Origin of the sequence: Limosilactobacillus mucosae (assembly GCF_046939755.1) — a bacterium.
GTDB lineage: Bacteria > Bacillota > Bacilli > Lactobacillales > Lactobacillaceae > Limosilactobacillus > Limosilactobacillus mucosae_A.
The window spans coordinates 1-26,080 of the sequence record NZ_JBKZAY010000013.1; the positions used below are offsets into that span (position 1 = coordinate 1).

The window sequence follows — 26,080 nt, forward strand, 5'->3', positions numbered from 1 at the left end:
TAAAAAAATAAGCAGTTACCTCATTATCGGCAACTGCCCATTTCGGACCTATTATTTGCGCAGACTCAGTTTCTCAACATTTAAGACTTTATCCAGCCAGCCTTGATAAAAGCTTTGCTCATGGCTGACCAGGATCAGATTGCCTGGATATTCCTGCAGTGCTTTTTTGAGTCCTTCTTTAGTTTCATCATCCAAGTGATTGGTTGGCTCATCCATGATTAAAAAGTTTGATGGCGTTAGTTCCAAAATGGCCAGCTTAACCTTGGTCTGTTCACCTCCCGACAACAATGACAGCGGCTTTTGCGTGTTGGCAGCATTGATTCCTGCCTTAGCCAGCTTTTGTCGAATCGTCTTAGGCTGCATGGTCGGAAAAAGATTTTGAATCGTCTCCAGTGGCGTTAGATTAGGCTCATCCCACACCAGATCCTGATCAAAGTAGTTAATCCGTGCTGAAGGCGAAAAAACTGCTGTACCTTGCAGTGCCGGAATCTTGCCCAAAATCGACTTGATCAAGGTTGACTTGCCGACCCCATTAAATCCAGTAAACAGCAGCTTTTCACCCATCGTCATCGAAAACGTCACGGGCGCGAGCAGCGGATGACCATAGCCGACTGACAGCTGGTTGACCTTTAAGGCGTTGGCGGAACCGGTATTTTCATAAGGAAAGTGAAACGTTGCCTTTAGGTTATCAGTTGGTGGATCGATTCGTTTCATCCGGGCCAGCATTTTTTCACGGGATTTAGCCATGGTTGATTTGGAACCCGCTTTGTTTTTACGAATAAACCGTTCAGCTTTTTCAATGACTTCCTGCTGCTTTTCGTATTCACGCTCCTGGGTCTCCTTGCGCTCAGCCTTTTGTCGCATTGCCTGCTTAAAGCTGCCGCGATACTTGGTGATCTTACCAAATGCAACGTCACAGATCGTATTGGTTACGCGTTCCAAAAAATCGTAGTCATGTGAAATAATCATTGCCGCACCATCAAAATCATTCAAATATTCAATCAGCCATTCGATGTGCGCGGTATCTAAATAGTTGGTCGGTTCGTCAAGCAGAATCACGTCTGGATTTTCCAACAGCATCTTGGCCAGAATGATTTTTGAGCGTTGCCCGCCACTCATTTCGGAAACGACATGGTCCTTGCCAATATCATTTAGACCTAAACCATTCATAACCCGCTCGATTTTGGTCTCGATATCATAAAAGTCGGCTGCGTCTAAACGTTCCTGCAGCCGGCCTGCCCGTTCCAAAAGGCGGTCATCCATTTTCTCAGCATATCTTGCATAAAGTTCGTTCATCTGCTCATTGATGTCATAAAGCTCTTGAAAGGCCGTATGCAGAAACTGAATCAGCGTCATCCCCTGCGGAATATCGACGTATTGATCCAAATAGCCGATCTTGGTATTTTTCTGCCATTTAATATCGCCTGCAACTGGCAGCTCTTTGCCAATCAAGATTTTAATCAAAGTCGACTTGCCGGCCCCGTTTTGACCAACGATTCCCATGTGCTCATGTTTTTCCAATTGAAAACTGGCATCTTCATAAAGCCGCTTGTCAGCAAAGCTCATCGTCAGGTTTCTAACATCCAAAACCGCCATTTTTTCTCTCCTCACCTAGTTTCAAAAATAAACAACGTGCCTTTCATGTTAGCACAGACCCAGCTTGCCCTTCAATCAGCAGTAGCGGGCTTCTAAAACATTTAAAATATTTATCAGTGCTAAGATAGAGTTGATGCATAGTCGCAGAATCTAAAAAGAAGGCATTTCATGAAAATTTTGACAATCTTAGGCAGTCCCCACGATCCTGCCGTTTCAACGATCTTAGCACATCAATTGATCAAAGGAGCCCAGGCAGCGGCCAATCACGTTACGATCTTTGACGCCGGCCACCATCCCTTGGCTCCCGTTAAAATGGACGCCGACAATCATTTACTGCCGGGTGATGCCGTAACTGAACGGCTGCTTGATCAAATGGTAGCCGCCGATCTGATCGTTTTTGCCACGCCAATGTTTTATTATGGCATGTCCTCACAGATGAAGGCCGTCATTGATCACATGGGCGAGCGTGATGAACAGCTGCATGATGACAAGCAGGCTATTTTAATTGCCAGCGCGCCGCATAACGATTTTGACCCGTTAAAATCTGAATTCAAGGCCATTTTTGATCACCTGGGCTGGAAGTTTACCGGACAAGTCTTAGCCGGTAAGGAAACTACGCCGCATCACCTAAGATTTTATCCTAACCTGGCTTATGAGTTGGGCAAAAGTCTTAACTAAATCGCAAGTAGGCTGTCAGCAGTCGCTACGATTATCCAAGCCGTTAATTCAATTGATGGCGGGCTTTTGGTATTACAGGAATCAGAATGACTTCATAGTTTTTTCAAATAGTCTTCACCACCCCATCATTTTGTCTTGTTAAATTAAAAAACGTGCAGAATTTTGCACAACTGAGCAAAAAACAAAAAGATGGAGTGATTACTATCAAGAAAAAAGCAGCTAAGGCCTTAATTGCTGCCGTGGGTGCTGCCGGAGCCATGACCGCCGCGCAGACGACCGCCCACGCCGATACTACGGTTACCGTAGCTTCGGGCGATACGATCTGGGCTTATGCACAGCAATACAAGACCACGGTTTCTTCAATCGTTTCGGCCAATTCACTGTCCAATCCGGATCTGATTTTCCCAGGTCAGCGAATCACGATTCCAGAAACGACCATCAATCGACAAAAGAGCAGCCAAAAGCAGACCACTAAATCTGCTGTGGCCAACTCATCAATCAGTGCTGCAAGTGCCAGCGTTTTTGCTGATTCCAGCTCAAGCTCGACATCGACTGCCGCCAGTGCTTTAACTAGTACCAGCCAGGCAACTGATGCAGCTGCTCAAAGCACTGCCTCATCACAAACGGCAGCCAGCGATAATGCATCACAGTCATCGTCTGCTGAATCCGTTCAATCGGAAGCAACGACCAGTGATCAAGTCGCTGCTTCTACTGATGCAACGACCAATTCAACCGAATCAACATCGGCAGCTACAACTGAATCGACTACAGCAGTTGCCACAACCACTACGGCAGCCAGCACGGCTTCTTCGGCAACCTATGAGTCCAACTCAGCCGCTGCCAATGCCGCAATGGCCAATTACACGATTACCTATGGCTTAACGGACGCCGCCAGTGCCAGCGCAAGCACCACTTCAACGGCATCAACCAGCCAAGTGGCAGCTGGTCAAGGTTTGGCAACCGCTCAGTCGATGATTGGTGTGCCTTACGTCTGGGGTGGCAATACGCCAAGCGGTTTTGACTGCTCCGGTTTGGTACAGTACTCATATGGCTTGTCCAGCAGCTATCGTACGACGACCCAACAGGCAACGCTGGGAACGCACTACTATGATGTCGAAAACGCGCCTGCGGGAGCCCTCTACTTCTGGGGAACCGATTCGGCACCATACCACGTTGCAATCGCGGAAGGAAACGGCAATTACATTCAAGCGCCAACTCCTGGTCAAAACGTGCAAGAAGGCAATATTCAATATTACCGTCCTAACTACTACATCGTTATGCAGTAGTTTAAAAACTTATCAACATTCTTATCAACTTAACGCTTAAGATAGCAGCTTAAGCAAAAGGCGCCTGTTCGCAATCCGCGAATAAGGCGTCTTTTTTATCATTCCAGTAATTCTTGAGCCGCATGCCAGGCCAGAGCCGCGCATTTGACCCGAGCCGGAAACTGCGCCACGCTGCCCAGAATCGCGGCATCTTGCAGCTGTTTCTGGGACTGTGGGCTGATTTTTTGGCCGATGATCAGATTCGAAAAAGCTTGAATCAACTGCCGGGCGTCTGACACCGATTTGCCAATCAAAACATCGCCCATCATACTGGCTGAAGCCTGTGAGATTGTACAGCCACTGCCGGTAAACTTAAGGTCGCTGATTTTATCATCATCGATTTTGACTGTGAGATTAATGGTATCGCCGCAGGTTGGATTATGCAGCGTTGTCCGTGCGGTTGCGTCCAGCAGCGTTCCTTGATGATGTGGGTGGCTGGCATGTTCTAAAACCAACGTGCGGTATAAATAATTAAGCTTGCTCAAACCCATTTTCAAAAAACTCCTTTGTTGCCTTAATCGCATCAATCAAGCGGTCAACGTCTTGTTGATCATTATACAAATACAGACTGGCCCGTAAAGTCGCATTGACCCCCAGATAATCCATCAAAGGCTGCGCACAGTGATGACCTGCCCGAACAGCTACCCCTTCCAGATCAAGAGCCGTTGCCGCGTCATGGGGATGGATGCCGGCCAGATTAAACGACAAAACGCCAGTATGCCGATCTTGCGGGCCATATAGCGTTAAGCCTTCAATTGCCAATAGTTTAGGAATCGCGTAGGCAGCCAGTTTGCGTTCATGTTCCGCGATCGCTCGCATGCCAAACTGACTTAAATAATCAATCGCCGCGCCCAAGGCAATCGCGCCGCTGATGTTGGGCGTACCGGCCTCAAAGCGCCAGGGAACCGGTTTAAAAGTGGCCGTCTGCTGGGCAACCTGATCAATCATCTCGCCGCCAAACTGACTTGGTTCTAAGCGTTTTAGCCATTCCATTTTGCCGTATAAAACACCGATGCCGGTCGGTGCCATCATCTTATGACCGGAAAAAGCATAAAAGTCCGCGTCCAGATCCTGCACATCCACAGGTAAATGCGGCACGGATTGGGCACCGTCAACGATCATGCAGGCACCGACTCGATGGGCCATGCTACTGAGTTCTTTAATTGGATTAATCACGCCCAAAACGTTTGAGGCATGCGCAATCGTCACGATTTTAACTTTAGCATCGATTTTTCGTTTGGCATCATCTAAGTCTAGTTCTTGTTGATCATTTAAGCCAATCAACCTTAATTTGGCACCAGTTCTTTTGGCCAGCTGCTGCCAAGGAACCAGGTTGCTGTGATGCTCCATTACCGTTGCTACGATTACATCACCCGGATTAATCATTTTGGTAAGGCCTTGAGCAACCCAGTTCAGACTTTCCGTTGTCGAGCGGGTAAAGACAATCTCTTCAGTCTGATTGGCATTGATAAAGTCAGCCACTTTTTGGCGCGCCTGCTCATAGGCCGCGGTTGCTCGCTGTGCCAGCGTGTGCGTACCACGATGAACGTTGGCGTGATCATGCCGGTAGTAATACTCAATAGCATTTAGAACCGAATTTGGCATCTGGGCCGTTGCCGCACTGTCTAGATAAGTCAATGGCTCATCGTTGACTTGCTGATTAAGAATGGGAAAATCCTGCTTGATGCGTTTAATATCCAATTGATTCGCCTTCTTTAAAAAAACACTAGGAAAAACTCATAAAAATTTAATTTTTGTGTTGACAAACGATCGTGATACTGATTATACTTTAAAACAATCAAACACGCGAAAGGAGATAAGCACATGAGTTACAACCGCATCCAACTGAATATTCGTTGGCAAAGCCGGTAACTCAGATCGCACAGAATGCGGTCTGGGAAGTCAGATCCATTCTGTGCCGGCTTATTTCATAATACAAGCCTGCATGGAACCACATGCAGGCTTTTTATTTTCCCAAGAGGAAGCCTGCAGACTGGCTTCCTCTTTTATTTTATCGTTTAGCAATTATTCAAAGGTTTCGGAAAGGTGGCAAATCACCATGAAAAGAATGTATACCGTAATCGCCATTTTACTTGCGTTTCTTGGAGTCGCCTACTTCAAGGAAAATGGCGGCATCATCAAGCAATCAAAGCCTAAGGTCGGGGTCTTGACCTTGATGCATCACCCAGCTTTGGATCAGATCTATAAAGGATTTGTCCATGGATTGGCCGAAGAGGGCTATCACAACGGCAAAAACATTACGATCGACTATCAAAATGCCAACGGTGATCAAAGCAATCTAAAAACCATGGCCAACAAGCTGGTCAATGAAAACTCAACGGTTCTGTTTGGGATTACGACGCCAGCCTCACAGGCACTGGCCAACTCAACCAAAAAGATTCCCATCGTCTTAGGTGCCGTAACCAATCCACAAGGTGCCGGCCTGGTTAAGAACAACAAGCGTCCAGGCGGCAACATCACTGGGATCTCGGACCAAGCGCCAGTTAAAGAACAGCTGCAACTGGTTCACAAGTTCATGCCGCACGCCAAGACGTTAGGGATCATCTACACTTCCAGCGACAGTTCCGCGGTTACTGAATATAAGGAATTTATGAAGTATGCCAAGCAGATGCACTTAAATCTGAAGGCTTACTCCATTTCCAACAGCAATGACTTAAATCAGGTCTCGCAGCAAATGCTGAGCGAGGTTGATGCTGTAATCGTACCAACTGACAACACAATTGCCGGCGCGATGCAGACACTGGTCAAAAATGCCAATGCCGTTAATAAACCGGTTTTCCCAGCCGTTGATACGATGGTTAAGCAAGGCGGGGTCGCCACTTACAGCATCAATCAATACAAGCTGGGCGTTGAGGGCGGTAAATTGACGGCCGACATTTTGAAAGGCAAGAAAAAGCCATCAACGACCGCCATCAAATATATCCGTCACGGCGAACCCGTACTAAATCTGAAACAAGCACGCAAACTTGGTCTGCACGTACCAGCCAGTTTCCAGCGTGAAGCCGAAAAATATGGGGAGGTAATCAAATGAATCTGATCGTATCTGCAATTGGACAGGGTCTGTTATGGGCTCTGCTGGGGTTGGGACTGTACCTGACCTTCCGTATTCTAAATCTGGCTGACATGACGGTTGAAGGCACCTTCCCACTTGGAGCTGCCGTAGCCGTAACTGCCATCAGCAATGGCTTTTCACCGATTGTATCCACTCTACTGGCCTTTGGTGCCGGCATGCTGGCAGGCCTGGTGACTGGGCTGCTGTACACCAAAGGCAAGATTCCGTTCCTGTTGGCTGGTATCTTAACCATGACGGCTGCCTACTCAGTCAACCTGCGTATCATGGGCAAGTCGAACATCTCGCTGCTTGGCAAACGAACGCTTTTTTCCGGCACGTTTATGACCTCGCTGCCCCAATATTTCGACAGTGTCGTCTTAGGCATGATCGTAATTGCCATTGTTACGCTTTTACTGGTCTTTTTCTTGGATACTGACTATGGCCAGTCGTTTATCGCAACCGGCGACAATCCAGTGATGGCCAAATCGCTGGGAATCCACACCGATGCCACAATCAATGTTGGCTTGATGATTTCAAATGGTCTGGTTGGACTTTGCGGTGCCCTGGTTGCTCAAAGCAATGGCTATGCCGATGTCAACATGGGGATTGGGACCATCGTAATCGCCTTGGCTTCGATTATCATTGGCGAAGTGGCATTTGGCGAACTGACGCTATCTCAGCGGCTGGTTGCCGTAACCTTGGGAAGCATCATCTACCGCTTGATTCTGCTGGCGGTTTTGCAACTGGGCTTCAGCGCCAACGATCTCAACTTGATTTCTTCAATCGTCCTGGCGCTATGCATGATGCTGCCACAGCTGGACAAGCTATTCCACATTCGCAAGCCGTTCTTTAAGGGGGTCCAAACCAATGACTGAACCAATGCTTGAATTAAAAAATGTCAAAACCATTGTCAATCCAGGAACTGCCAATGAAACCACGATTTTAAAGGGCATCAATCTGACCATCAATGCCGGCGACTTCATTACCATTGTTGGAACGAACGGTGCTGGTAAATCGACTCTTTTCAATGTTATCGGCGGCAATCTTAAAGCCGATGCTGGGCAGATTTTTCATGCCGGCGCTGACATTACCAAAACGACCGAAGAACAGCGTACTGCTTTTTTAGCCCGCGTTTTTCAAGATCCTAAGCTGGGCACGGCACCCCGCATGACGGTTGCTGAAAATATGCTGCTGGCTTCCAAACGTGGTGAACGTCGGCACTTGATTCCACGTCGTTTAAAACAGCAAATGCCAGAATTTACCAAGCTGGCCGCTCAAATGAACAATGGCTTGGAAAATCGTATGACCACGCCAACTGGAGCACTTTCCGGCGGGCAAAGGCAGGCACTGAGCTTTTTGATGGCTACGCTCAAGCGACCAGACATTCTGTTGCTTGATGAGCACACGGCTGCCTTGGACCCACACACGGCACGCAATCTGCTGCATGCTACCAATCAACGCATCACTGAGGATCATCTGACAGCCTTAATGATTACTCACCATATGGAAGACGCACTCAAATACGGCAATCGGCTGATCGTTTTAAAAGATGGTCAGATCAAAGCTGATTACAATGCAGCTGAAAAAGCCAAATTAACGGTTGACGATCTGTACGCCTACTTTGAAATGTAAAATAACGACATTCAAAAAGACATTCCGCATCATTACGGAATGTCTTTTTAGTCAACAATTAAAAATCTACCTCATCAGGTTTAGCACATTGCCCACCAAGATTTGGCAACGCTTGAATCATCTGCATTTCAGACTCTGAAAGCGCAAAGTCAAAGATTTCCATATTTTGGGCCGAGCGCTCGCGATGAACCGACTTTGGCAGCGGCAAAACGCCTTGCTGCAATTCCCAACGCAACGCAATCTGAGCCGTTGACTTGCCATGAGCTTTGGCAATTTCTTTCATCGTATCGTTAACTAAGACTTTAGCTCCCTGACCACCTAATGGACCCCAGCCTTCAACCAGAATATCCTGTGCTTGCAGCCATTGAACCGTTTCTGTCTGTGGCCATCCTGGATGAACTTCGATCTGGTCAACCATTGGCTTGATCCTGGCTGTTTTCATCAACGTTTTAATGTGATGCGGTAAAAAGTTTGAAACGCCAATTGCTCGAATCTTGCCTTCATCGTAAAGATCTTCCATCGCCCGCCAGGTTTCTGCATTCAGCTTTTCTGCGTTCTGACCAAACTGTTTTTCGTTGGCTGGCCAATGAATCAAATAGAGATCCAGATAATCAAGTTTTAAACGATCCAAGGTTGCTTGAAAGGCAGCTTTTGTTTTTTCATAGCCACGCTCGGTATTCCAAAGCTTACTGGTAACGAACAAGTCTTCCCGTGCAACACCTGAAGCAGCGATTCCTTGACCCACACCGACTTCATTTTCATAAACTGCAGCCGTATCAATATGCCGATAGCCTAATTCAATTGCATCCACAACTGACTGTTTAGCCACTGATTCCGGTGTTCTAAACGTCCCATAACCGACGCATGGAATTTCAACACCATTGTTTAAGCGACGCATTGAAGTTACACTTGTGAAATGATTGTCCATTATGATCCTTCTTTCTTTTGGCATCTAACAATTTGTAAGTATATTATAAAATTAGAATTAAGCAATGCACAATAACGCACTTTTTAGTAACCGTGAACAGGAGACTTTTTATGACTGATGCAATCAGAGAATATACTCTAAAAAAATTACGCCAAAAGGATTTTGACTGTGCCAAAGAATACACTTTGGCCATGTTTTCCGGTAAATACAAGCTATTGATCATCTGCAGTCTTTATCATAATGGCGCGATGCGTTTTAATGAGCTGCAGCGCCTTTCTGAACATGCTACGCATAAGATGCTGACACAACAGCTAAAGGAGATGGTCAATGATGGCCTGGTCTCACGTCAAGAACAGCTGATCAACCATCGCCAAGCCGTCTTCTACCAGCTCACAAATACTGGCGCAAGCCTGATGCCAATTATCGATGCCATGTGCCAATGGGGTGAAAAGCGCCTGCAGAATCTAAAATTAAATATTTAGATTTATTCAGATTAGTCTAACAGCCGCTGTCTCAATATCGAGCAACGGCTGTTTCACACTAATAAGGTATTAATTTTTACTGCCTTTAAAATGCGGTCGATTCTTTTGCCACATCAAAACAGCCAGCAGCAACGTCAAAACGTCAGATGCCGCTTGAGCTGAAACGATTCCCCAATAGCCAAACAACTGATGCAGAACTACGATGCAGACCAAGAAGATCAATCCTTGCCGTGACACCGACAGCCAAAATGCGGGGACTGCTTTGCCCATTGACTGAAACATCGTCGTAAATACTAAAATACAGCCACCCAACGTTGTCGAACTGGCCAGCCAGCGAATCATGGTCGTGCCTTCACGAATCACGGTCTGATCCTTCATAAATAAACGAATGATCAAAGGAGCCGCCAGCATCATCAAAAGCGTTGCCACGACACCAAAAACAACGACGACCAATATATCAAAACGCACGGCTTCATTAAATCGTTTCTGATTTTTGGCACCATACGTATAACCAATCAGTGGCTGGGCACCAAAAGCAAAGCCAACCATCACCATAAAGATAATAGTATTAATCTTGGTAGCAATCCCCATTGCCGCTACGCTGGTCGAACCATAGCCAATCAAATAGCGATTCGTCAGGGCCATTGAAAACATAACCATAATATTGGTAATCGAGGCCGGAATCCCGATCGAATAGATTTCTTTTTGCAGTGCCGGACTCAACTTAACTTCATGAATTGAGGTCGTTAGTTTTTGACTTTTCGTATTTAAATAATAAATCATCAAAGCATCGCCAATAACATTGCTGACGACCGTAGCCAATGCCGAACCTGCAGCTCCTAAACCGCAAGGAAAAATAAAGATTGGATTCAAAATAATATTAAAAATCGTTCCGACCATGCTGGCCGTCATTGACTGCACGGCCAGTCCCTCAGTTCTTAAGATATTGGTTGGCGTCAGGCCGAAAACGATAAATGGCGCGCCAAACGCAATTACAAGATAGTATTCCCGCGCGTACTGCCAAGTAGCCGTGGTCGCTCCCAATAGATGCAGAATCGGCGTCTGGAAGACAACCATGATGATCGTCATCAAGATCCCCACGATAATCGAAACGTAAAAACAATAGCCTGAAGCCAGCCGAGCCTCATGATCACGCTTTTCGCCAAACAGCCGCGAAATCAGTGAACTGCCTCCTAAGCCAAAGATATCGCCAATTGCAACCAACAGACTGAAAACTGGTGCGCCTTGCGATACACCCGCTACCAGATCAGGATTTTGGGTTTGGGAAACAAAGAACGTGTCTACCAGATTATAGATAATAATAACGGCTGAACTTAAAACCACCGGCATTGCCAGCGTAAAATAAGCTTTCTTAATGGAAGAACGTTCAAAAAGCTGATCCATTTTCTTACTCCTTTCTTTAAAAACAATCTTGATTATTTTAGATGATCATTGATTGATCAACAATCTTTTTATAATTGGTCTATTCCATATTTTGGTTGAAAAATGTTAATAGTGAAGCGTTTCCATCGTTTTTAAAGTTTGCGTGGTCTAATAAATTTATTTAATTTTTCAGAATTAAACTTAAGCTATTGTTTTTGCAAAAGAATTGGTCTAAATTAATTGCCATTAAGAAAATGATTAGGGATTTGAGAATTGGAGATGGCAATAATGAGTACAGCAAACACGTTATTCGTAATGATTGCCAGCATTTTAGTGTTTTTAATGACACCAGGGCTGGCGTTTTTCTATGGTGGCTTGGTAAGCAGCCGCAACATCGTCAACACATTTATGTCGGTTTTTTTCGTCTGTGGTCTATCTGTCCTGCTTTGGGTCGCAGTTGGCTGGTCACTTTCATTCAGCGGTGATGGCGCCATTGTTGGCAACCTGCACCAGTTGATGATGCATGGCACCAACTTAAAGCAGCTGACCACTGGCAAAATTCCGGTTGGCATCTTCTCAATCTTTGAAATGATGTTTGCATTGATCACGCCAGCATTGTTTGTGGGCGCAATCGTTGGCCGAGTTCGTTTTAAGTTTTTAACCTTCTTTATCATCTGTTGGTCGATTTTGATCTACTATCCATTGGTACACCTGGTCTGGGGCGGCGGTCTGCTGTCCAAGCTGGGTACGCTTGACTTCGCTGGCGGGACTGTCGTTCATATCAACGCTGGGGTCACGGCCTTGGTACTGTCGGCTATGATTGGGCCACGTCTGCACACCAAAGAGTCTGATGGCCCTGCTGATCGGTCTTGGGTACTGCTTGGTACGACTTTGCTTTGGATTGGCTGGGATGGCTTCAACGCGGGTTCCGCGCTGGCCGTCAACAGCATTGCCATGCAAGCTTTCTTAACGACGACAGTTGCTGCCGCTGCGGCCATGGTTACTTGGCAATTACTGGAAATCTATACTGAAGGACACACGACCTTAGTTGGCACCTGTACCGGCGTATTGTGTGGGCTCGTCGGCATCACGCCAGCCTGTGGCTACGTTACCTTGACTGGAGCCTTGATTATCGGAATCGGCTCGAGCATGATCAGTGGTTGGTTCATCACCAAGATCAAGCCGCGTCTAAAAGTCGATGACACACTAGATGCCTTCGGCTGTCACGGAGTCAGCGGTATCTGGGGAAGCATCGCGACTGGCCTTTTTGCGACTCACACGGTCAACCCTGCCGTTACTCATGATGGCCTGCTGATGGGCGGTGGCTTTACACAGTTTGGCATTCAAACGCTGGCAACCTTGATCACCATTGTCGCAACCGCGGTAATGGTCTGGGCAATCGTGAAAGTCTTGGGTCACTTTATGACGATTCGGGTTTCTGCTCGTGAGGAAGGGCGCGGCCTGGACATCAGCGAACACCACGAACTGATTGGCTCATTGGCGAATCCTCAACTCTGACCATTTATCTGAATAATTAGACTTGCTGCACTCAGCAATAAAAAAGGACAATCCCGTATTGGCGGAGATTGTCCTTTTATGTTAACTGAAAAGTCAGTCCTAGTGTTCTTGAACTTCTTCAGGGTGTGCCTTTTCGTAGCGATGTTCATTCCAGAAGTAGAACGTGATGATCGCAAAGCAGATGGCTGGCACGATGAAGGAGAACTGCATGGAACCGGAAAGGTCGGATACCCGTCCTTGAATGGCTGGCACGATGGCACCACCGATCAGGGACATAACGATGAAGGCACCACCAGTTTCGGTGTACTTCTTTTCGTGAATCTGGTCCAGCGTGTGAGCGTAAATCGTTGGCCATTCAGGACCAAAGAAGAAGCTCGTGGCAATCGCTGCGTAAACGGCCGTCGCGTTTGGAACCGTAAAGGCAATTACCAGGCAAACCATCCCAAGCGCGGAGAACCAGGTCAGCACCTTGGTAATCGAGTAGCGGTTCATGAACCAGTTGGCAACCAACTTGCCGACGAACCAGGCAACGTAGCTGTAGATCATAAACGTTGAGGCTTCAGAGTCGGAAATGCCGTGCATCACCTTCAGCGCCAGACGGATGGTAAATGACCAAACCGTCGTCTGCATGCCGGCGTAGATGAATTGAGCCCCGACACCCATCATAAAGCGCTTGTTGTGCGTCAGGTAGCTGATCGTCTCGCCCAAAGATGGCTGTGCTTCCTTACCTTCTGCGCCCGTACCTGCCGTGGCCTTGGCCCGTGGCATCTTGGTCAGCAGCAGGACGATGAAGATAACAATTAAAATTGCAAGGATGAATTTGTATGGACGCAGCGTCAATTGAAGCATGTGCAGGTTGTAGGCGTGGGCCTCAGCCTTGCTCATGTGAGCGACCTTGTCGGCCAGGTTGCCGCCTTCGCCAAAGATCAGGTACTTACCCAAGACGATCCCTAAAATGTCACCCAGCGGCGTCAGCGTTTGGGCAAAGTTCAAACGCTGGTTGGCCGTATTGCGCGGACCCATCATGGAGGCGTAGGTGTCACAGGACGTTTCCAAGAAGCTCAGACCAACGGCAATCGCGAAGATGGCAACCAAGAACACGCTGTAGGTAGCAATCTTGGAAGCTGGGAAGAACAGCGAGCAGCCAATGATGTAAAACATCAGCCCAACCAGGATGGCAACCTTGTAGCTAGCCTTCTTAACGATTCGAGAAGCCGGGATGGCCATCAGGAAGTAGCCGCCGTAAAAGGCTGATTGAACGAAGGCCGTGGCCGTGTCGTTCAGCGTAAAGACCGTTTTGAACTGCGTGATCAGAATATCGTTCAGACTGGCTGCCGCCCCCCAGAGCGGGAAGATCAGGCAGACCAGCAGGAACTGAAACATTGGGGTCTTGTCAAGGTAACCGTCTGGCAGCTGCAGCCAGCTTTGGCCCTTGTCAGAATTCTTACTATTTTGCATGGCTCACACCTCGCTAGAACGTAACGCCGGATTCAAGAATAATGTTGGAGTAAGGCGTCATCTCACCCGTGCGGATGAAGGCGTGCGTCTTGGCCAGGTTCTTCTTCAAATCACTGTGCGGCATGAATTCGATCTCAACATCAGGCAAAGCCTTTTTAATGTTTTCCAACTGTTCTGGATTTTGGTCCTTGATCTCATCGGCAAGATAGATCTTTTGAACCTTCATTTCCTTTAAGACGTTGTTCAAGACGTCCATAAAGCTTGGCAGCTGCTTGTCGAGTGCCAGGTCGATCTTCTTGGTGCCCATTGGTACCGGCATGCCGGCATCACCGATTGACAGCCAGTCCATGTGGCCCATGTTGGCAACGACAGCAGACACTTCAGAGTTGATAATTCCAGTTTTCTTCATGATCAAAATCTCCTAATTCCTAATTTTTATTGCTGCGAACGTTTAGCCGCGATTATTCGGCAAGTGCGGCTTTGACTTCTTCACTCGTTGGAATCGATGGCATTGCGCCCATCTTTTGAACGGTCAGACTGGAAGCACGCTGAGCATAGACCAGAGCATCGGCAACATTGCTCAGATCATTGTCCAGCTGCGAGGCCAATGCGCCGATGAACGTGTCACCAGCTGCCGTCGTATCAACAGCCTTGACCTTAAATGCCGGTACCATTCCGTGACCGTGTGGCGTACAGTAAAAGACCCCTTTTGAGCCCAGCGTGATCAACAGATTTTTAACACCTTGCTGCTTAAACCATTCCGCAGACTTAAGCATGGAGTCCTCATCCGTGATCTTAATTCCCGTCAAAACAAAGCTTTCGCTGTCGTTAGGAATTACGACGTCCGTGTATTGCAGTAGCTCTGGTAAAATTTCATGAGCTGGTGCTGGGTTCAAAATCGTCGTTACGCCATGTTCCTTGGCTTGCTTGAATGCTTCTACGGTAACTGCTTGCGGCGTTTCAAACTGACTGATCAGAAAGTCGATTTCTTCAAAGACTGAATCGGCATTTTTCAAAACCTCAGTCGTCATTGCTTGGTTGGCACCACCATAAACCATGATGTCGTTTTGTCCTTCGGCATCAAGCGTAATCAAAGCCGTTCCCGTACCATGCAGCTCATCAATTCCAATCAGCTTGGTATCGATATGGTCTTCTTGCAAGGCCTCACGCATGAACTTACCTTCGTTGTCAGCGCCAACCATCCCGATAAACCAAGTCTTGGCATTGGACCGAGCAGCCGCAACTGCTTGGTTGGCACCCTTACCACCAGGAGCGGAACTCTTGGAACCTGCCGAGATTGTCTCACCAGGCATTGGGAAACGCTGTACGTGGTAGGTAGTATCAACATTGATGCTGCCTAAAACCGCAATTTTCTTAGCCATTTGCTTCCTCCTATGATCTCCACTGTAAAACGTTTTTGTAAATCGTTTTACGAAAATTTCAACGTTGTTAATTTAACATGATTTGAAATCGTTTGCAACCCCTCTGCGAAAAATTAATTTATGAATTTTACTAATGTAAGCGATGAAAATGGCGCCATGGCAAACGTTTTCCCAAATCAAGTTTTTAGTAAAAAAAGATCCGACTCGCTTAAACGAATCGGATCTTTTTAATATCGCTAGGCTTATTCAGCTGCTTTACGCGCAAAATAATGTGCCAGTCGATCTTTAGGATAGATGCCAGTTACTTTTTCCTTAGCTTCGCCATTTCGAAAAAGCACTAGGCTGGGAACACTCATCACTTTATAGCGTTCCGCGATTGCTTGTTGATGATCAACGTTAAATTTGACGAATTTGATCTGCCCTGCAAATTCTTTTTCCAGTTCTGCCATGATTGGTGCCATCATTTTACATGGTCCACACCATGGTGCCCAGAAATCGACTACAGTCAGCGGGCCTTGAATCATCTTGTCAAAGTTTTCGCTGGTTGCTTCCTGTGCCATTCGACTACTCCTTTTTATTGGTTGCCTGCGCATGCTTTTTGCGCCGTACCAAATGCACGATAATCGTAATAACGAAAACGGCCAACACAAAGATCCCAAAAGCACTTGAAGGAATCTCAATATCAATTGCCGGAATCGATAAGAACAGCTTAATGGCAACGAACAGAATCAAGATATACGCCATTGGCTCTAATTCTGGAATCTTGTTCATCAAGCGCATAATCACTTCGGCAATTCCCCGCATACAAATGATACCAATTAATCCACCAATCAAAACAATCACTGGATTTGAGGAAATTGCAAGTGAAGCCAACACAGAATCAACGGAAAATATGATGTCCATGAACTCAATCTGGGCGACGACCCACCAGAAACGCTTACGACCAGTTAGGCCTTTACGGTTAGCCTTGGGACTGGCCTGCTTGCTACGCCGTTTCGGATTGCCCTGAAACTTATAGCGGAAGAAACGATAGGCCAGATATACCAGGTAGGCAGCCCCAATGACCTTGATTTCCCAGAAATGAATCAGGTAAACGCCAAGTCCAATAATCAAGAAACGGAAGATGTAAGATCCCCAAATCCCATAAAACAGAGATTCTTCTTGTTCTTTAAGCGTCGGCAGAACCCGCGTCTGAGCTGCCAAGACCACTGCATTGTCCACGGATAACAGACATTCGATCAATACCAGTGAAAGGATGATCAGCCAATCCTGACTTGAAGTTATCACAGCTTCCCAGTTGTGCAAGTCAAAGAACGGTCCGTAAAGCTTAGTTAAAAGTGACAATGAACTCCTCCTTATCTATTTGTTGTCTCTTTATTTGTATTTTAACAAAATTCGTTTGAATTCGTCATCTATTGGTGCCTGAATTGTTTGAATTTTTTCAGTAAACGGCAAAACCAGCTGCTGCTTAATGCCATGCAGCATCATTCGCGAAGCTTCAATTGTGCCATACAGCGGATCACCGATGATTGGATGACCGCTATAAGCCAGGTGAACTCTTAACTGGTGAGTCCGACCGGTTGCCAATTGCAGTCTGACCAGCGAGACATTCTTACCGCGCCAGGCAACCTGATAATAGGTCAGTGCCGGCTGACTTGCAAAACCATTAACCCGCCGCTTGCGCTGATCAAGCAGATCTCTGCCAATTGGCCAATCAAATTTTCCCGTATCTTGAGCAATGTTGCCGGCCACCAGCGCGAGATATTGGCGATGCATTTGTCCTTGACTGATGCAGCGATCCAAAATCGGTACGACAATCGGATTTTTAGCAATTGCTACGGCGCCGCTGGTTGCTTGATCAAGCCGGTGCACCATAAAGGCATCAGCTGCTGAAGTTTTTAAATAACCGGCTGCATCGTTGAGCAGAGTCCCAGTTTCAAGTGGCTGATTAGGATGCATTTTTTGTCCTGCTGGTTTATTAACTACCAAGACGTCGCGATTCTCAAACAACACGTCCAGTCGCGGCTGTGGAGTTGGTCGATAATGCGTTTGCGGCGTCCGAAACTCATCACCATTAAAATTCAGCTCAACTATATCTGCCGGTTGCACTTTATGATTGACAGGATAATATTGACCATTGACCAAAACGTTATGGCGCGTTCTGAGATAATATACAAAGCGTCGTGGCAGCAGCCATTGCTTTTGCAGCAGGTCACGCAGCGTTTTGGGCGACTGATTATTTGCCAGCGTCTCGATAATTTTCCAGTTTTTTTCCATCGTAATCCCCTTAATTGATGATTATTTGATACTTTTTTTAGTTCTTCTGGCTGCCTGGGTTGAATTTTAGCGCGTTAAATAGTTGAATTATACCTAAAGACCAATTTTCACGGAGGGTATAATCATGTTGAGTGCCGAACTAATCAATGAACAAAGCTATTGGATCAGCGTGTTTGAGCCCTTGCCTCATGAACGTGAGGATTTGATCAACAAATATGAAGTCACTAAAGAACTTCTGGATTATGCCATTGACCCCTATGAAAAGGCGCGGGTTGAGGTTGATCGTGATGCCGGTGTCACCTTGCTGATTTTTGACGTCTATGTACCAACGCATGAGGTCTCAGCACCCCAAACGGCGCCAATTGGTATCATGCTGACGGCCAATAACGTTTTGACCTTTACCAATGCCCAAACCAACTTTGTCAACGGCATCTTGGCCAAGCAGCTCAAGGCCATGAAAAAACGCGGACCAGTCAATGATCGTTTTGATTTCATCTTGCCAACCCTATACAAGCTTTCAACCAGCTATTTTGGACCAATTCGTCGCGCCGATCAACAGCGTCAGCAGATTCAGCGCAACCTGCAGAATCACACGGAACGCAAGGCGATTACTGAATTCATGGAAATTGAAACTGGTCTGGTTTATATCCTAACCTCACTAAAAGGCAACGTCTCCTTACTTGAAGAATTCAAACGACGCTTCAGCCATCGAATGTCGCATCGTCAGCTTAACGATCTGGACGACATCATCGTTGAAGCTCAGCAAGGTTTAGAAATGGCCCAGATGACATCCGATGTCTCGGCTCGTGTTTCTGACGCCTACAGCAAGGTCTTGGATAGCAATCTGAACCAAACTATGAAATTCCTGACTATTTATTCGATTGTTTTAGCAATTCCACCCATCGTTTCCGGTTTTTATGGGCAAAATGTCCGCTCACTGCCTTTTGCCCAAAGCGAATGGGCTTGGCAGATTACGATTGTGATTACCCTAATCATGATCCTATTGTCGATTTGGTTTCTATTCAATCGGCATTGGTGGCGGTAAAATTAGTTCGGTATTTAATTGATAATTAAGCTTTTCTTTGTAATAAAGTTCGGACTATGTTAAGATAAATCTTGTTAAATTATAGTTAAGCCTATATATTCTCGCAATACGGGCGAGAGTTTCTACCCTGAACCGTAAATTCAGGACTATAAGCAGCCAAAAAGTCGTCATGGTTGCCTGCCATGGCGACTTTTTAGCTTAGTCGGTATGGGCTGACGCAGGAGGAAAAATTTTGAATAGTGCATCACAGGGAAAAATAAACGACTTTGGCAAAAATCTGGTTCTTGGCTTTCAACACTTGCTGGCCATGTACTCAGGTGACGTCCTGGTCCCACTTTTGATTGGCAACTTTCTGCATTTCAACACGGCTCAGATGACTTATCTGGTTTCGATTGACATCTTTATGTGCGGGATTGCTACTTTGCTGCAGTTGCGTAAAACCCCACTGACAGGGATTGGCTTACCAGTTGTCTTAGGCTGTGCAGTTCAGTCGGTTGCTCCTTTGGAATCAATTGGTGGCAAGCTGGGCATTGCCTACATGTATGGTGCCATCATCTGTGCCGGAATCTTCGTCTTTTTGATTGCCGGCTTGTTTGCCAAAATGAAAAAATTGTTCCCACCAGTCGTAACCGGATCTTTGATTACCATTATCGGCTTTACGCTGGTGCCGGTTGGTTTTCAAAATCTTGGCGGTGGCTCTGCAGCTGCCAAGTCATTCGGCGCTCCAGCCAACTTGGCAATTGGCTTTTTAACGATTGTTATTATTTTAGCAATCAACGCATTTGCCAAAGGTTTTGTTAAATCAATCGCAATTCTGCTTGGAATTTTGATTGCTTCTCTTATTGCTGGTGTGTTTGGCATGGTTTCATTAACCCCGGTTGCTCAAGCTTCCTGGTTCCATTTGCCGCAAATCTTTTACTTTGGCGTTCCTAAGTACAACGGCAGTGCGATCGTTACCATGATGCTGGTTTCTTTAACAACAATGATTGAATCGACTGGCGTCTACTTTGCTCTAAGCGACGTGACTGGTCAAAAGATCACTGAAGACGATATGAAGCGCGGCTATCGTGCGGAAGGGATCGCTGCCATTCTGGGCGGAATCTTCAATACTTTCCCCTACTCAACGTTCTCGCAAAATGTCGGCGTGCTGCGCATGTCTGGTGTCAAAACCCGCAAGCCGGTCTATTACGCCGCCTTCCTGCTTTTAGTACTGGGACTGCTGCCTAAAGCTGGGGCATTGGCAACGATTATTCCAACTCCAGTCTTGGGTGGTGCCATGATCGTGATGTTTGGCATGGTCGGCGTGCAAGGAATTCAGATTCTGCAAAAGGCTGATCTGAATCAGAACAGCAATCTGTTGGTCGCTTCGATGTCAATTGGACTGGGGCTTGGCGTAACCGTTTATCCACAGATTTTTCAGCATCTGGCTACCGAGGCGCAGATTATTCTGGGCAACGGGGTGGTCGTTGGAAGTCTGGCAGCCGTAATCTTAAATCTGATCTTTAACTGGCAGGACTTCAAAAAGCCGGTGCAAAGCAAAATCAAGACTAGTCCCAAAGCTGCTGATCCAGTTATGAACGAAAATTAAGATTAAGGTATCAGTGATTGCTTCACTGGTGCCTTTTTAGTTGTAAAATAAAGCCAGATCTAACTTGAAAGGGGTTTTGTTTCATATGGAACATTTTGGTTCATCTCATTCTTCATGCACGGCAATGCTGGTCGGCAAAAAGGCAACGATTGATGGCTCAACCATTATTGCGCGTGATGAAGACGGCGAAAGCGGCATCAACCAAAAAACTTTCAAAGTCTTTCCGGCTCGCGACTATGATGAAGAGTTTGTTTCTGAATACTCAGGCGTTAAAATTCCGCTTCATGGTCATGGCTGTCGCTTTACGGCTACACCAAACGCTCAAGAAAATGAGATCAAAGGGCGCTGGGACGAACAGGGTATCAATGAATACAATGTGGCAATGAGCGCTACCGAAACTGAAGGTACCAATGCTCGCTGTCTAGGCCATGATCCATTGGTTAAAAATGGCATCGATGAGGATTCTATGCTGTATCTGGTACTACCATTTATCAAAACTGCCCGAGAAGGCGTTGCCCGGCTTGGTAAGCTGATCGAACAGTACGGAACCGGCGAGTGCAATGGGATTGCCTTTGCCGATCAAGATGAAGTCTGGTACTTTGAAACCGGTGCTGGCCATCAATGGGCCGCTCAACGCATTCCAGACGACTGTTATGCCATCTGTCCCAACATCATGGTGATTCAAGAAATCAACTTTAACGATCCCGACAACTTCATGTATGCATCAACTTTAAAGTCATTCGTCGAAAAGAACCATCTGAATCCCGACCCAACGACCTTTAACTATCGCAACATCTTCGGAACGCAGAGCGAGGCCGACAGTTACTATAACACGCCCCGAACCTGGTATGGACAAAAGCTGTTCAATCCATCCATCGAACAGGACCCAATCAGTCAGAACATGCCATTCTTGCGACGGCCAGAAAAGAAGATTGCCATCGAAGACGTTGAGACCTTTCTTTCTTCTCATTACAATGGCACGCCATATGATCCAATGGGAACCTTTGCCTCGGGAACCAAGGAAGATCAGCGCAAGTTCCGCTCAATCTCACTTGACCGCAATCAAAGCTCTTGTATTCTTCAGATTCGCAATCACGTGCCAAAAGAATTTGCCGCCATTCAATGGATCAATTTCGGTTTCTATTGCTACAGTCCATACGTACCGTTTTATACCAACATCTCTGATACACCAGCCAACTACCAAAAAGCTGGCGCCGAGGTTGATCCCAACAGCGCTTATTGGATGTATAAAACACTGGCCGTTATCGTTGAACCACGCTATCACAAATTTATCAACGAGATCAATGAATATCGTGATGGCTGTCAAAGCTTTGGCCTGCAACGAATTGACCAAATCGACCAACAAGCAGCAGATCTTGAGGAAGGTGAGCTGAACAACTTCCTTACCAAAGCCAATCTGCAGACGGCCGCTGAGGTTACTAAACGGACCCACGCGCTGCTCAGCAGTCTGATCAAACAATCGCTGCTTGACTCCAAGTATCAGTTTGAGCTTGGCGATAATCTTTAAATCAAAAATCGCGTACGGTCAGCATTAAGTCTGACTACACGCGATTTTTTTATTTGTCTGCAGTTATTTACGGTTGTAGTATTCAACCTCAACACTATTGTCAGTTAAGATCAGCTTGGTCAGACTGCCATTTTCCGGACGCACCGTTAAATCGTACTTGCCGTGGCCAAAGCGTTCCATTAGGCTAAGCAGCGTATTGCCATGACTAACCCATAGAATATTGGCATTATCTGGAACATCAGCCTGCCGAATCAGCTCAATTCCCTGATCGACGCGAGCCCAGTATTCAGTATTGTTTTCTGCATGGTGAAATGGATCGGCATCTTTTAGCCAGTCTTTGGCCTGACCAATATTATATTTTTCAACGATGGCCTTAAAAGTCGGCAAACCATGTGGCGCCCCAGCCAGATACCAGGCCTCATCCATATTGGCGCCTTCAAAATAGCCATAGAACTCTTCTCTAAAGTATGGTGCCGTTATTGGCTGTTTGACCGAATCTGCTTGATTCATGTCCAGGATCGTCTGCATCGTTACTTCAGCGCGGGTAGTGTCACTGCAAAAAGCCGCGTCAAAATGAATCTTGGCCAGCTTTTCCCCTGCATTGCGCGCATCCTGCATTCCCTTTTGCGTCAACGGCGAATTGCTCCAGCCCTGCAGCTTGTTATAGATGTTGTAGTACGTCTGACCATGCCGTACCAGATAGATATTCAACTTTTTCAAGCTCAGTACCCCCTTTGATTCTAAAGCGATTGTAACGCTTTCTTAAACTTAAGGATAACATAAGGTGCCCATCATAGATTCTTCAAATATTTCCCGTAACATTAAAAGCATCGAAAGAAGGGATGTTGCATGGAACTACGTAATCCACATTCTGAACAAGATGTCGTCGCCGCCCAGATCGTTGGGATGAATGGCAAGACGATTACCGTCAAAACCGAAACCGGCCAGATTCTGCGGTTGCCACTAACTGCCAAACATCAGCATGACCAGATCTTTTTGGCATCATTAAAAGACATCTGGCACGCGCAAATCTGGATTCCCGTCAACCGTCAGCTCAAAAGACTGTTTCATTATGACTGGTTGCTTGATCCAGCACCGGTAAAAGCGTAAATCTGATTAAGTTTCCTCAACGTTTTGCCGCAATCTACTTGCACAAGCTGAATTTGTGCTAGAATGATTGACGTTAAGCTCTTTTATGGGTATGTTAAGAATCATATAACTGCGAGGATATTTTTCGACATGAAACGATTAAGCAAACTCGTGAACACCAGGATTGGCTTTTTTGCCCTCTTGGTGTTCCTTTTTTGGATTAAAACCTTAATTGCCTACTTCACTGATTTTAAATTAGGCGCTCAGGGCTTGATTCAATATCTAATCGTCCTGATCAATCCATTGGGAACCACCCTGCTATTGTTTGGTCTGGCATTTTACTTTAAGCGATCGCGCTTTTTCTATCCTGTTTTAATGGGAATCGACATTGCCAATACACTGCTATTATACTTAAATGTTATTTACTACCGTGAATTTACGGACTTTATGACGATTGCCACCATGACCGGCTACTCAAAAGTCAATCAGGGCCTCAGCGGCAGTTCTTTGGCATTGACCAATTTTCATGATGTTTTCTACTGGCTTGATATAGTCATCATCCTGCTCTTAATGCTCTTTAGAAAAATCAAGTTTGATCCCCGCGCTTTTTCGCACCGACTGGCATTTGCCTTCACCTCAGTTTCATTAGTCATCTGCGGCTTGAATCTGATGGTGGCGGAAATGGATCGTCCCCAGCTCTTGGGGCGGACGTTTGACCGCGTCTACATCGTTAAGTACTTAGGGCTGGATGCGTTTACGGGCTATGACCTGGTTAAATCCGAGCACGTCAGTCAAATGCGCAAGAGTGCTACCAAATCACAGCTTAAGACCGTTGAGAAGTTTACTAAAGAGCATTATGCCGCGCCGAACAAAAAGCTGTTTGGGATTGCCAAGGGCCGCAACGTAATCGTTATTCACCTGGAAAGCTTCCAACAGTTCCTGATCGATAAAAAAATCAACGGTCAAGAAGTTACGCCATTTTTAAATTCACTGTATCATGGACAAGACACCTATGCCTTCTCCAACTTCTTTAATCAGGTTGGTCAAGGCAAGACCTCAGATGCGGAAAACATGTTGGAAACCAGCACGTATGGACTTTCGCAAGGTTCACTGTTTGCAACGCTAGGCAATGACAACACCTTCCAGGCCGCGCCCGCCATCTTGAAGCAGCGGGCTGGATATACCTCAGCGGTTTTCCATGGCAACGTTGCCAGCTTCTGGAACCGCAACAACGTCTACAAAAACCTTGGCTATCAATACTTCTTTGATGCCAGTTATTTCGACACGTCCGGCGACAAGGCAACTGGGTATGGCTTAAAAGATAAGCTGCTGTTTGCGGACTCGATCAAGTATCTGCAGCACTTGCAGCAGCCGTTCTATGTCAAATACTTAACGGTTACCAACCACTTCCCATTTGATCTTGATGATGAGGATAAAGACTCCAATTTCACGACGACGAATACTGGATCGTCAACGGTTGACAACTACTTCGTTACCGCGCACTATCTTGATCAGTCGCTGCAGGAATTCTTTAACTATCTTAATAAGACCGGCCTGGCCAAGAAATCAATCATCATGATTTATGGTGACCATTATGGGATCTCTAATTCAGAAAACAAGAACCTGGCCAGTGTCTTAGGCAAGAATGCTGATGACTGGACCGACTTTGACAATGTTCAGATGCAGCGGGTGCCGCTGATGTTCGTTATCCCTGGCTCTGGTGGTCACGGTGGCATCTACAGTACCTATGGCGGCGAAATCGACGTGCTGCCAACGCTGCTGCATCTGCTGGGGATCAGCACTAAGCGCTATATCCAGTTTGGAACCGACCTGTTTAGCTCACAGCACGATCAAGTAGTTGCCTTGCGCAACCAAGACTTCGTGACGCCAAAGTACACCAGCATCAGCGGCAAGATCTATCTTAATTCGACTGGTAAGCTGGCTAAGCTGACCAAGCAGGAGAAAAAACAGCTGCGAGCCGATCAAAAGAAGGTCTCTGAGGAACTGGCCCTGTCTGATTCGCTTAACGAGAAGAATCTGTTGCGCTTCTACCATCCAAAAGGCTTTAAGGCCGTCAATCCAAAAGACTACAACTATGCCAATGGATTAAAGAAGGAAAAGAAGATCGAAAAGTCCAAGGGCATTCAATCAACCAGCATCTTCTCCAAGAATAACGACAAGACCACTACTGACAGCTATAGCACCAACGCTCCCGAACAAGGTCACTCTGCTACGAGTTCCAACCGAATCAAGATTACCAATCCTGATGGCAATGGTAATTAAGGTTGCGTTTGCTTTATTTTTAAGTCCAACGTCTGGTTCAAAGCGGACGCTGGACTTTTTTGTTTCGCTTTGAACCCGCTTAATCAGTCCTAAAATTCATGATAAAATTAAAATAAATCGATTTAGAAAGGCGTGAACTGTATTATGCGTGAACATGAAGAGATTCAAGAAAAACTGATTGAAGTTGCCAACCGCCGCTACGCTACCAAAAAGTTTGATCCCGATCGCAAAGTTGACGATGATGACTGGCGCACGATTCTGGAAGTGGGCCGCCTTTCGCCCAGTTCGTTTGGCTATGAACCGTGGCAGTTCGTTGAGCTCGATAATCCGCAGATGCGTCAAGATCTTAAGCCTATCGCTTGGGGAGCCGTCAACAGCATCAATGGCGCCGACAAGCTGCTCTTGATTTTTGCCAGAAAAGACGTTACCTACGACAGCGACTACGTAAAATACATGGTCCAAGATGTCAAACGCCACGAATACGATCCCAATTCCAAATCATCACTGGCCTTTAAGCATTTTCAAGAAACCGACATGGACATTAATGATGAACGCACCCGTTTTGACTGGGCAGCCAAACAGTGCTACATTGCCATGGCCAATATGATGGCAGCAGCTGCCGCGCTAAAGATTGATTCCTGTCCAATTGAGGGCTTTAATCGCGAAAAAGTCGAAGCCTACCTGGCTGAAAAAGGCATTTTAGACCGCCAGCACTGGGGAGTGGCCGTTATGGTAAGTTTCGGCTATCGTGATGAGCCGATTAAGCCTAAATCACGGCAGGCTATTTCTGACATCTACCGAACGATCAAATAGAC

General features: G+C 46.4%; 25 protein-coding genes and 1 riboswitch. Of the genes, 13 read left to right on the forward strand and 12 right to left on the reverse strand.

Annotated features, from left to right (window positions below):
• Positions 1-51: 51 nt before the first annotated feature.
• On the reverse strand, positions 52-1,596 hold the full coding sequence (locus ACLUWI_RS05665) for an ABC-F family ATP-binding cassette domain-containing protein (protein WP_412146530.1): 1,545 nt from the start codon (positions 1,594-1,596) through the stop codon (positions 52-54).
• A gap of 168 nt (positions 1,597-1,764) precedes the next feature.
• Here ACLUWI_RS05665 and ACLUWI_RS05670 point away from each other — a divergent pair, with 168 nt between their 5' ends.
• Positions 1,765-2,274, forward strand: coding sequence for a flavodoxin family protein (locus ACLUWI_RS05670; protein ID WP_412146531.1), 510 nt, complete (start codon positions 1,765-1,767; stop codon positions 2,272-2,274).
• Positions 2,275-2,468: 194 nt separating this feature from the next.
• Entirely contained in the window at positions 2,469-3,560 is a 1,092-nt protein-coding gene (locus tag ACLUWI_RS05675; protein WP_412146532.1) for an NlpC/P60 family protein, read from the forward strand.
• A gap of 98 nt (positions 3,561-3,658) precedes the next feature.
• Here ACLUWI_RS05675 and sufU read toward each other — a convergent pair whose 3' ends face one another.
• Together sufU and ACLUWI_RS05685 are read right to left on the reverse strand one after the other, a co-directional pair.
• On the reverse strand, positions 3,659-4,090 hold the full coding sequence (gene sufU / locus ACLUWI_RS05680) for a Fe-S cluster assembly sulfur transfer protein SufU (RefSeq protein WP_412146533.1): 432 nt from the start codon (positions 4,088-4,090) through the stop codon (positions 3,659-3,661).
• The gene (locus tag ACLUWI_RS05685; RefSeq protein WP_412146534.1) at positions 4,071-5,300 is read right to left on the reverse strand and encodes an aminotransferase class V-fold PLP-dependent enzyme; all 1,230 of its coding nucleotides are present in this window, start codon (positions 5,298-5,300) and stop codon (positions 4,071-4,073) included. Before ACLUWI_RS05685 ends, sufU begins: the two co-directional genes overlap by 20 nt.
• Before the next feature lie 358 nt (positions 5,301-5,658).
• Here ACLUWI_RS05685 and trpX point away from each other — a divergent pair, with 358 nt between their 5' ends.
• The 3 genes from trpX to ACLUWI_RS05700 are packed head-to-tail and all read left to right on the forward strand — an operon-like array spanning position 5,659 to position 8,304.
• Positions 5,659-6,651 carry a tryptophan ABC transporter substrate-binding protein gene (trpX, locus tag ACLUWI_RS05690; RefSeq protein WP_272208871.1) on the forward strand — a complete coding sequence of 331 codons (993 nt, stop codon included), beginning with the start codon at positions 5,659-5,661 and terminating at the stop codon, positions 6,649-6,651.
• A complete protein-coding gene (locus tag ACLUWI_RS05695; protein ID WP_412146535.1) occupies positions 6,648-7,547 on the forward strand; it encodes an ABC transporter permease in 900 nt (299 codons plus the stop codon). Before trpX ends, ACLUWI_RS05695 begins: the two co-directional genes overlap by 4 nt.
• Positions 7,540-8,304, forward strand: coding sequence for an ABC transporter ATP-binding protein (locus ACLUWI_RS05700; protein WP_412146536.1), 765 nt, complete (start codon positions 7,540-7,542; stop codon positions 8,302-8,304). Before ACLUWI_RS05695 ends, ACLUWI_RS05700 begins: the two co-directional genes overlap by 8 nt.
• A 58-nt stretch (positions 8,305-8,362) precedes the next feature.
• Here ACLUWI_RS05700 and ACLUWI_RS05705 read toward each other — a convergent pair whose 3' ends face one another.
• A complete protein-coding gene (locus ACLUWI_RS05705) occupies positions 8,363-9,232 on the reverse strand; it encodes an aldo/keto reductase (protein WP_412146537.1) in 870 nt (289 codons plus the stop codon).
• 110 nt (positions 9,233-9,342) lie between these two features.
• On the opposite strand from ACLUWI_RS05705, the gene ACLUWI_RS05710 reads away from it, so the two are divergent.
• Complete coding sequence (locus ACLUWI_RS05710; RefSeq protein WP_412146538.1) at positions 9,343-9,714, forward strand: winged helix-turn-helix transcriptional regulator; 372 nt, start codon at positions 9,343-9,345, stop codon at positions 9,712-9,714.
• Positions 9,715-9,783: 69 nt separating this feature from the next.
• Here the strand turns inward: ACLUWI_RS05710 and ACLUWI_RS05715 are convergent, their stop codons facing one another.
• Positions 9,784-11,118 (reverse strand): MATE family efflux transporter, encoded by a 1,335-nt coding sequence (locus ACLUWI_RS05715; protein WP_412146539.1) that lies wholly within the window; start codon positions 11,116-11,118, stop codon positions 9,784-9,786.
• A 267-nt stretch (positions 11,119-11,385) separates the two neighbouring features.
• On the opposite strand from ACLUWI_RS05715, the gene ACLUWI_RS05720 reads away from it, so the two are divergent.
• The gene (locus ACLUWI_RS05720) at positions 11,386-12,615 is read left to right on the forward strand and encodes an ammonium transporter (RefSeq protein ID WP_412146540.1); all 1,230 of its coding nucleotides are present in this window, start codon (positions 11,386-11,388) and stop codon (positions 12,613-12,615) included.
• A 99-nt stretch (positions 12,616-12,714) separates the two neighbouring features.
• Here the strand turns inward: ACLUWI_RS05720 and fucP are convergent, their stop codons facing one another.
• The 6 genes from fucP to ACLUWI_RS05750 form a co-directional block, all read right to left on the reverse strand.
• A complete protein-coding gene (fucP, locus tag ACLUWI_RS05725; RefSeq protein ID WP_412146541.1) occupies positions 12,715-14,073 on the reverse strand; it encodes an L-fucose:H+ symporter permease in 1,359 nt (452 codons plus the stop codon).
• A 13-nt stretch (positions 14,074-14,086) separates the two neighbouring features.
• Positions 14,087-14,482 (reverse strand): D-ribose pyranase, encoded by a 396-nt coding sequence (gene rbsD, locus ACLUWI_RS05730; RefSeq protein ID WP_006500760.1) that lies wholly within the window; start codon positions 14,480-14,482, stop codon positions 14,087-14,089.
• Positions 14,483-14,534: 52 nt separating this feature from the next.
• A complete protein-coding gene (gene rbsK / locus ACLUWI_RS05735) occupies positions 14,535-15,455 on the reverse strand; it encodes a ribokinase (RefSeq protein ID WP_412146542.1) in 921 nt (306 codons plus the stop codon).
• A gap of 242 nt (positions 15,456-15,697) precedes the next feature.
• Complete coding sequence (gene trxA, locus ACLUWI_RS05740; RefSeq protein WP_412146543.1) at positions 15,698-16,015, reverse strand: thioredoxin; 318 nt, start codon at positions 16,013-16,015, stop codon at positions 15,698-15,700.
• Between the two features lie 4 nt (positions 16,016-16,019).
• Complete coding sequence (locus ACLUWI_RS05745; RefSeq protein ID WP_412146544.1) at positions 16,020-16,799, reverse strand: TerC family protein; 780 nt, start codon at positions 16,797-16,799, stop codon at positions 16,020-16,022.
• Between the two features lie 30 nt (positions 16,800-16,829).
• Entirely contained in the window at positions 16,830-17,732 is a 903-nt protein-coding gene (locus ACLUWI_RS05750; RefSeq protein WP_412146545.1) for an RluA family pseudouridine synthase, read from the reverse strand.
• A 124-nt stretch (positions 17,733-17,856) separates the two neighbouring features.
• Between ACLUWI_RS05750 and ACLUWI_RS05755 the strand changes: the two genes are divergently transcribed.
• The 3 genes from ACLUWI_RS05755 to ACLUWI_RS05765 all read left to right on the forward strand — a co-directional run bounded on the left by ACLUWI_RS05755 (position 17,857) and on the right by ACLUWI_RS05765 (position 21,893).
• Complete coding sequence (locus ACLUWI_RS05755) at positions 17,857-18,777, forward strand: magnesium transporter CorA family protein (protein WP_412146546.1); 921 nt, start codon at positions 17,857-17,859, stop codon at positions 18,775-18,777.
• A gap of 71 nt (positions 18,778-18,848) precedes the next feature.
• Positions 18,849-18,946: riboswitch (purine riboswitch) on the forward strand.
• 63 nt (positions 18,947-19,009) lie between these two features.
• Positions 19,010-20,365: a nucleobase:cation symporter-2 family protein gene (locus tag ACLUWI_RS05760; protein ID WP_412146547.1), complete on the forward strand. Its 1,356-nt coding sequence runs from the start codon at positions 19,010-19,012 to the stop codon at positions 20,363-20,365.
• Positions 20,366-20,450: 85 nt separating this feature from the next.
• On the forward strand, positions 20,451-21,893 hold the full coding sequence (locus ACLUWI_RS05765; RefSeq protein WP_412146548.1) for a C69 family dipeptidase: 1,443 nt from the start codon (positions 20,451-20,453) through the stop codon (positions 21,891-21,893).
• A gap of 63 nt (positions 21,894-21,956) precedes the next feature.
• Here the strand turns inward: ACLUWI_RS05765 and ACLUWI_RS05770 are convergent, their stop codons facing one another.
• On the reverse strand, positions 21,957-22,613 hold the full coding sequence (locus ACLUWI_RS05770) for a histidine phosphatase family protein (RefSeq protein WP_412146549.1): 657 nt from the start codon (positions 22,611-22,613) through the stop codon (positions 21,957-21,959).
• 129 nt (positions 22,614-22,742) lie between these two features.
• Between ACLUWI_RS05770 and ACLUWI_RS05775 the strand changes: the two genes are divergently transcribed.
• The 3 genes from ACLUWI_RS05775 (at position 22,743) to ACLUWI_RS05785 (ending at position 26,078) form a co-directional block, all read left to right on the forward strand.
• Positions 22,743-23,003, forward strand: a complete 261-nt coding sequence (locus ACLUWI_RS05775; protein ID WP_272215410.1) for a hypothetical protein — start codon at positions 22,743-22,745, stop codon at positions 23,001-23,003.
• Positions 23,004-23,132: 129 nt separating this feature from the next.
• Positions 23,133-25,265, forward strand: coding sequence for an LTA synthase family protein (locus ACLUWI_RS05780; protein WP_412146550.1), 2,133 nt, complete (start codon positions 23,133-23,135; stop codon positions 25,263-25,265).
• Between the two features lie 144 nt (positions 25,266-25,409).
• Positions 25,410-26,078: an NAD(P)H-dependent oxidoreductase gene (locus ACLUWI_RS05785; RefSeq protein WP_412146551.1), complete on the forward strand. Its 669-nt coding sequence runs from the start codon at positions 25,410-25,412 to the stop codon at positions 26,076-26,078.
• Positions 26,079-26,080: the final 2 nt, after the last annotated feature.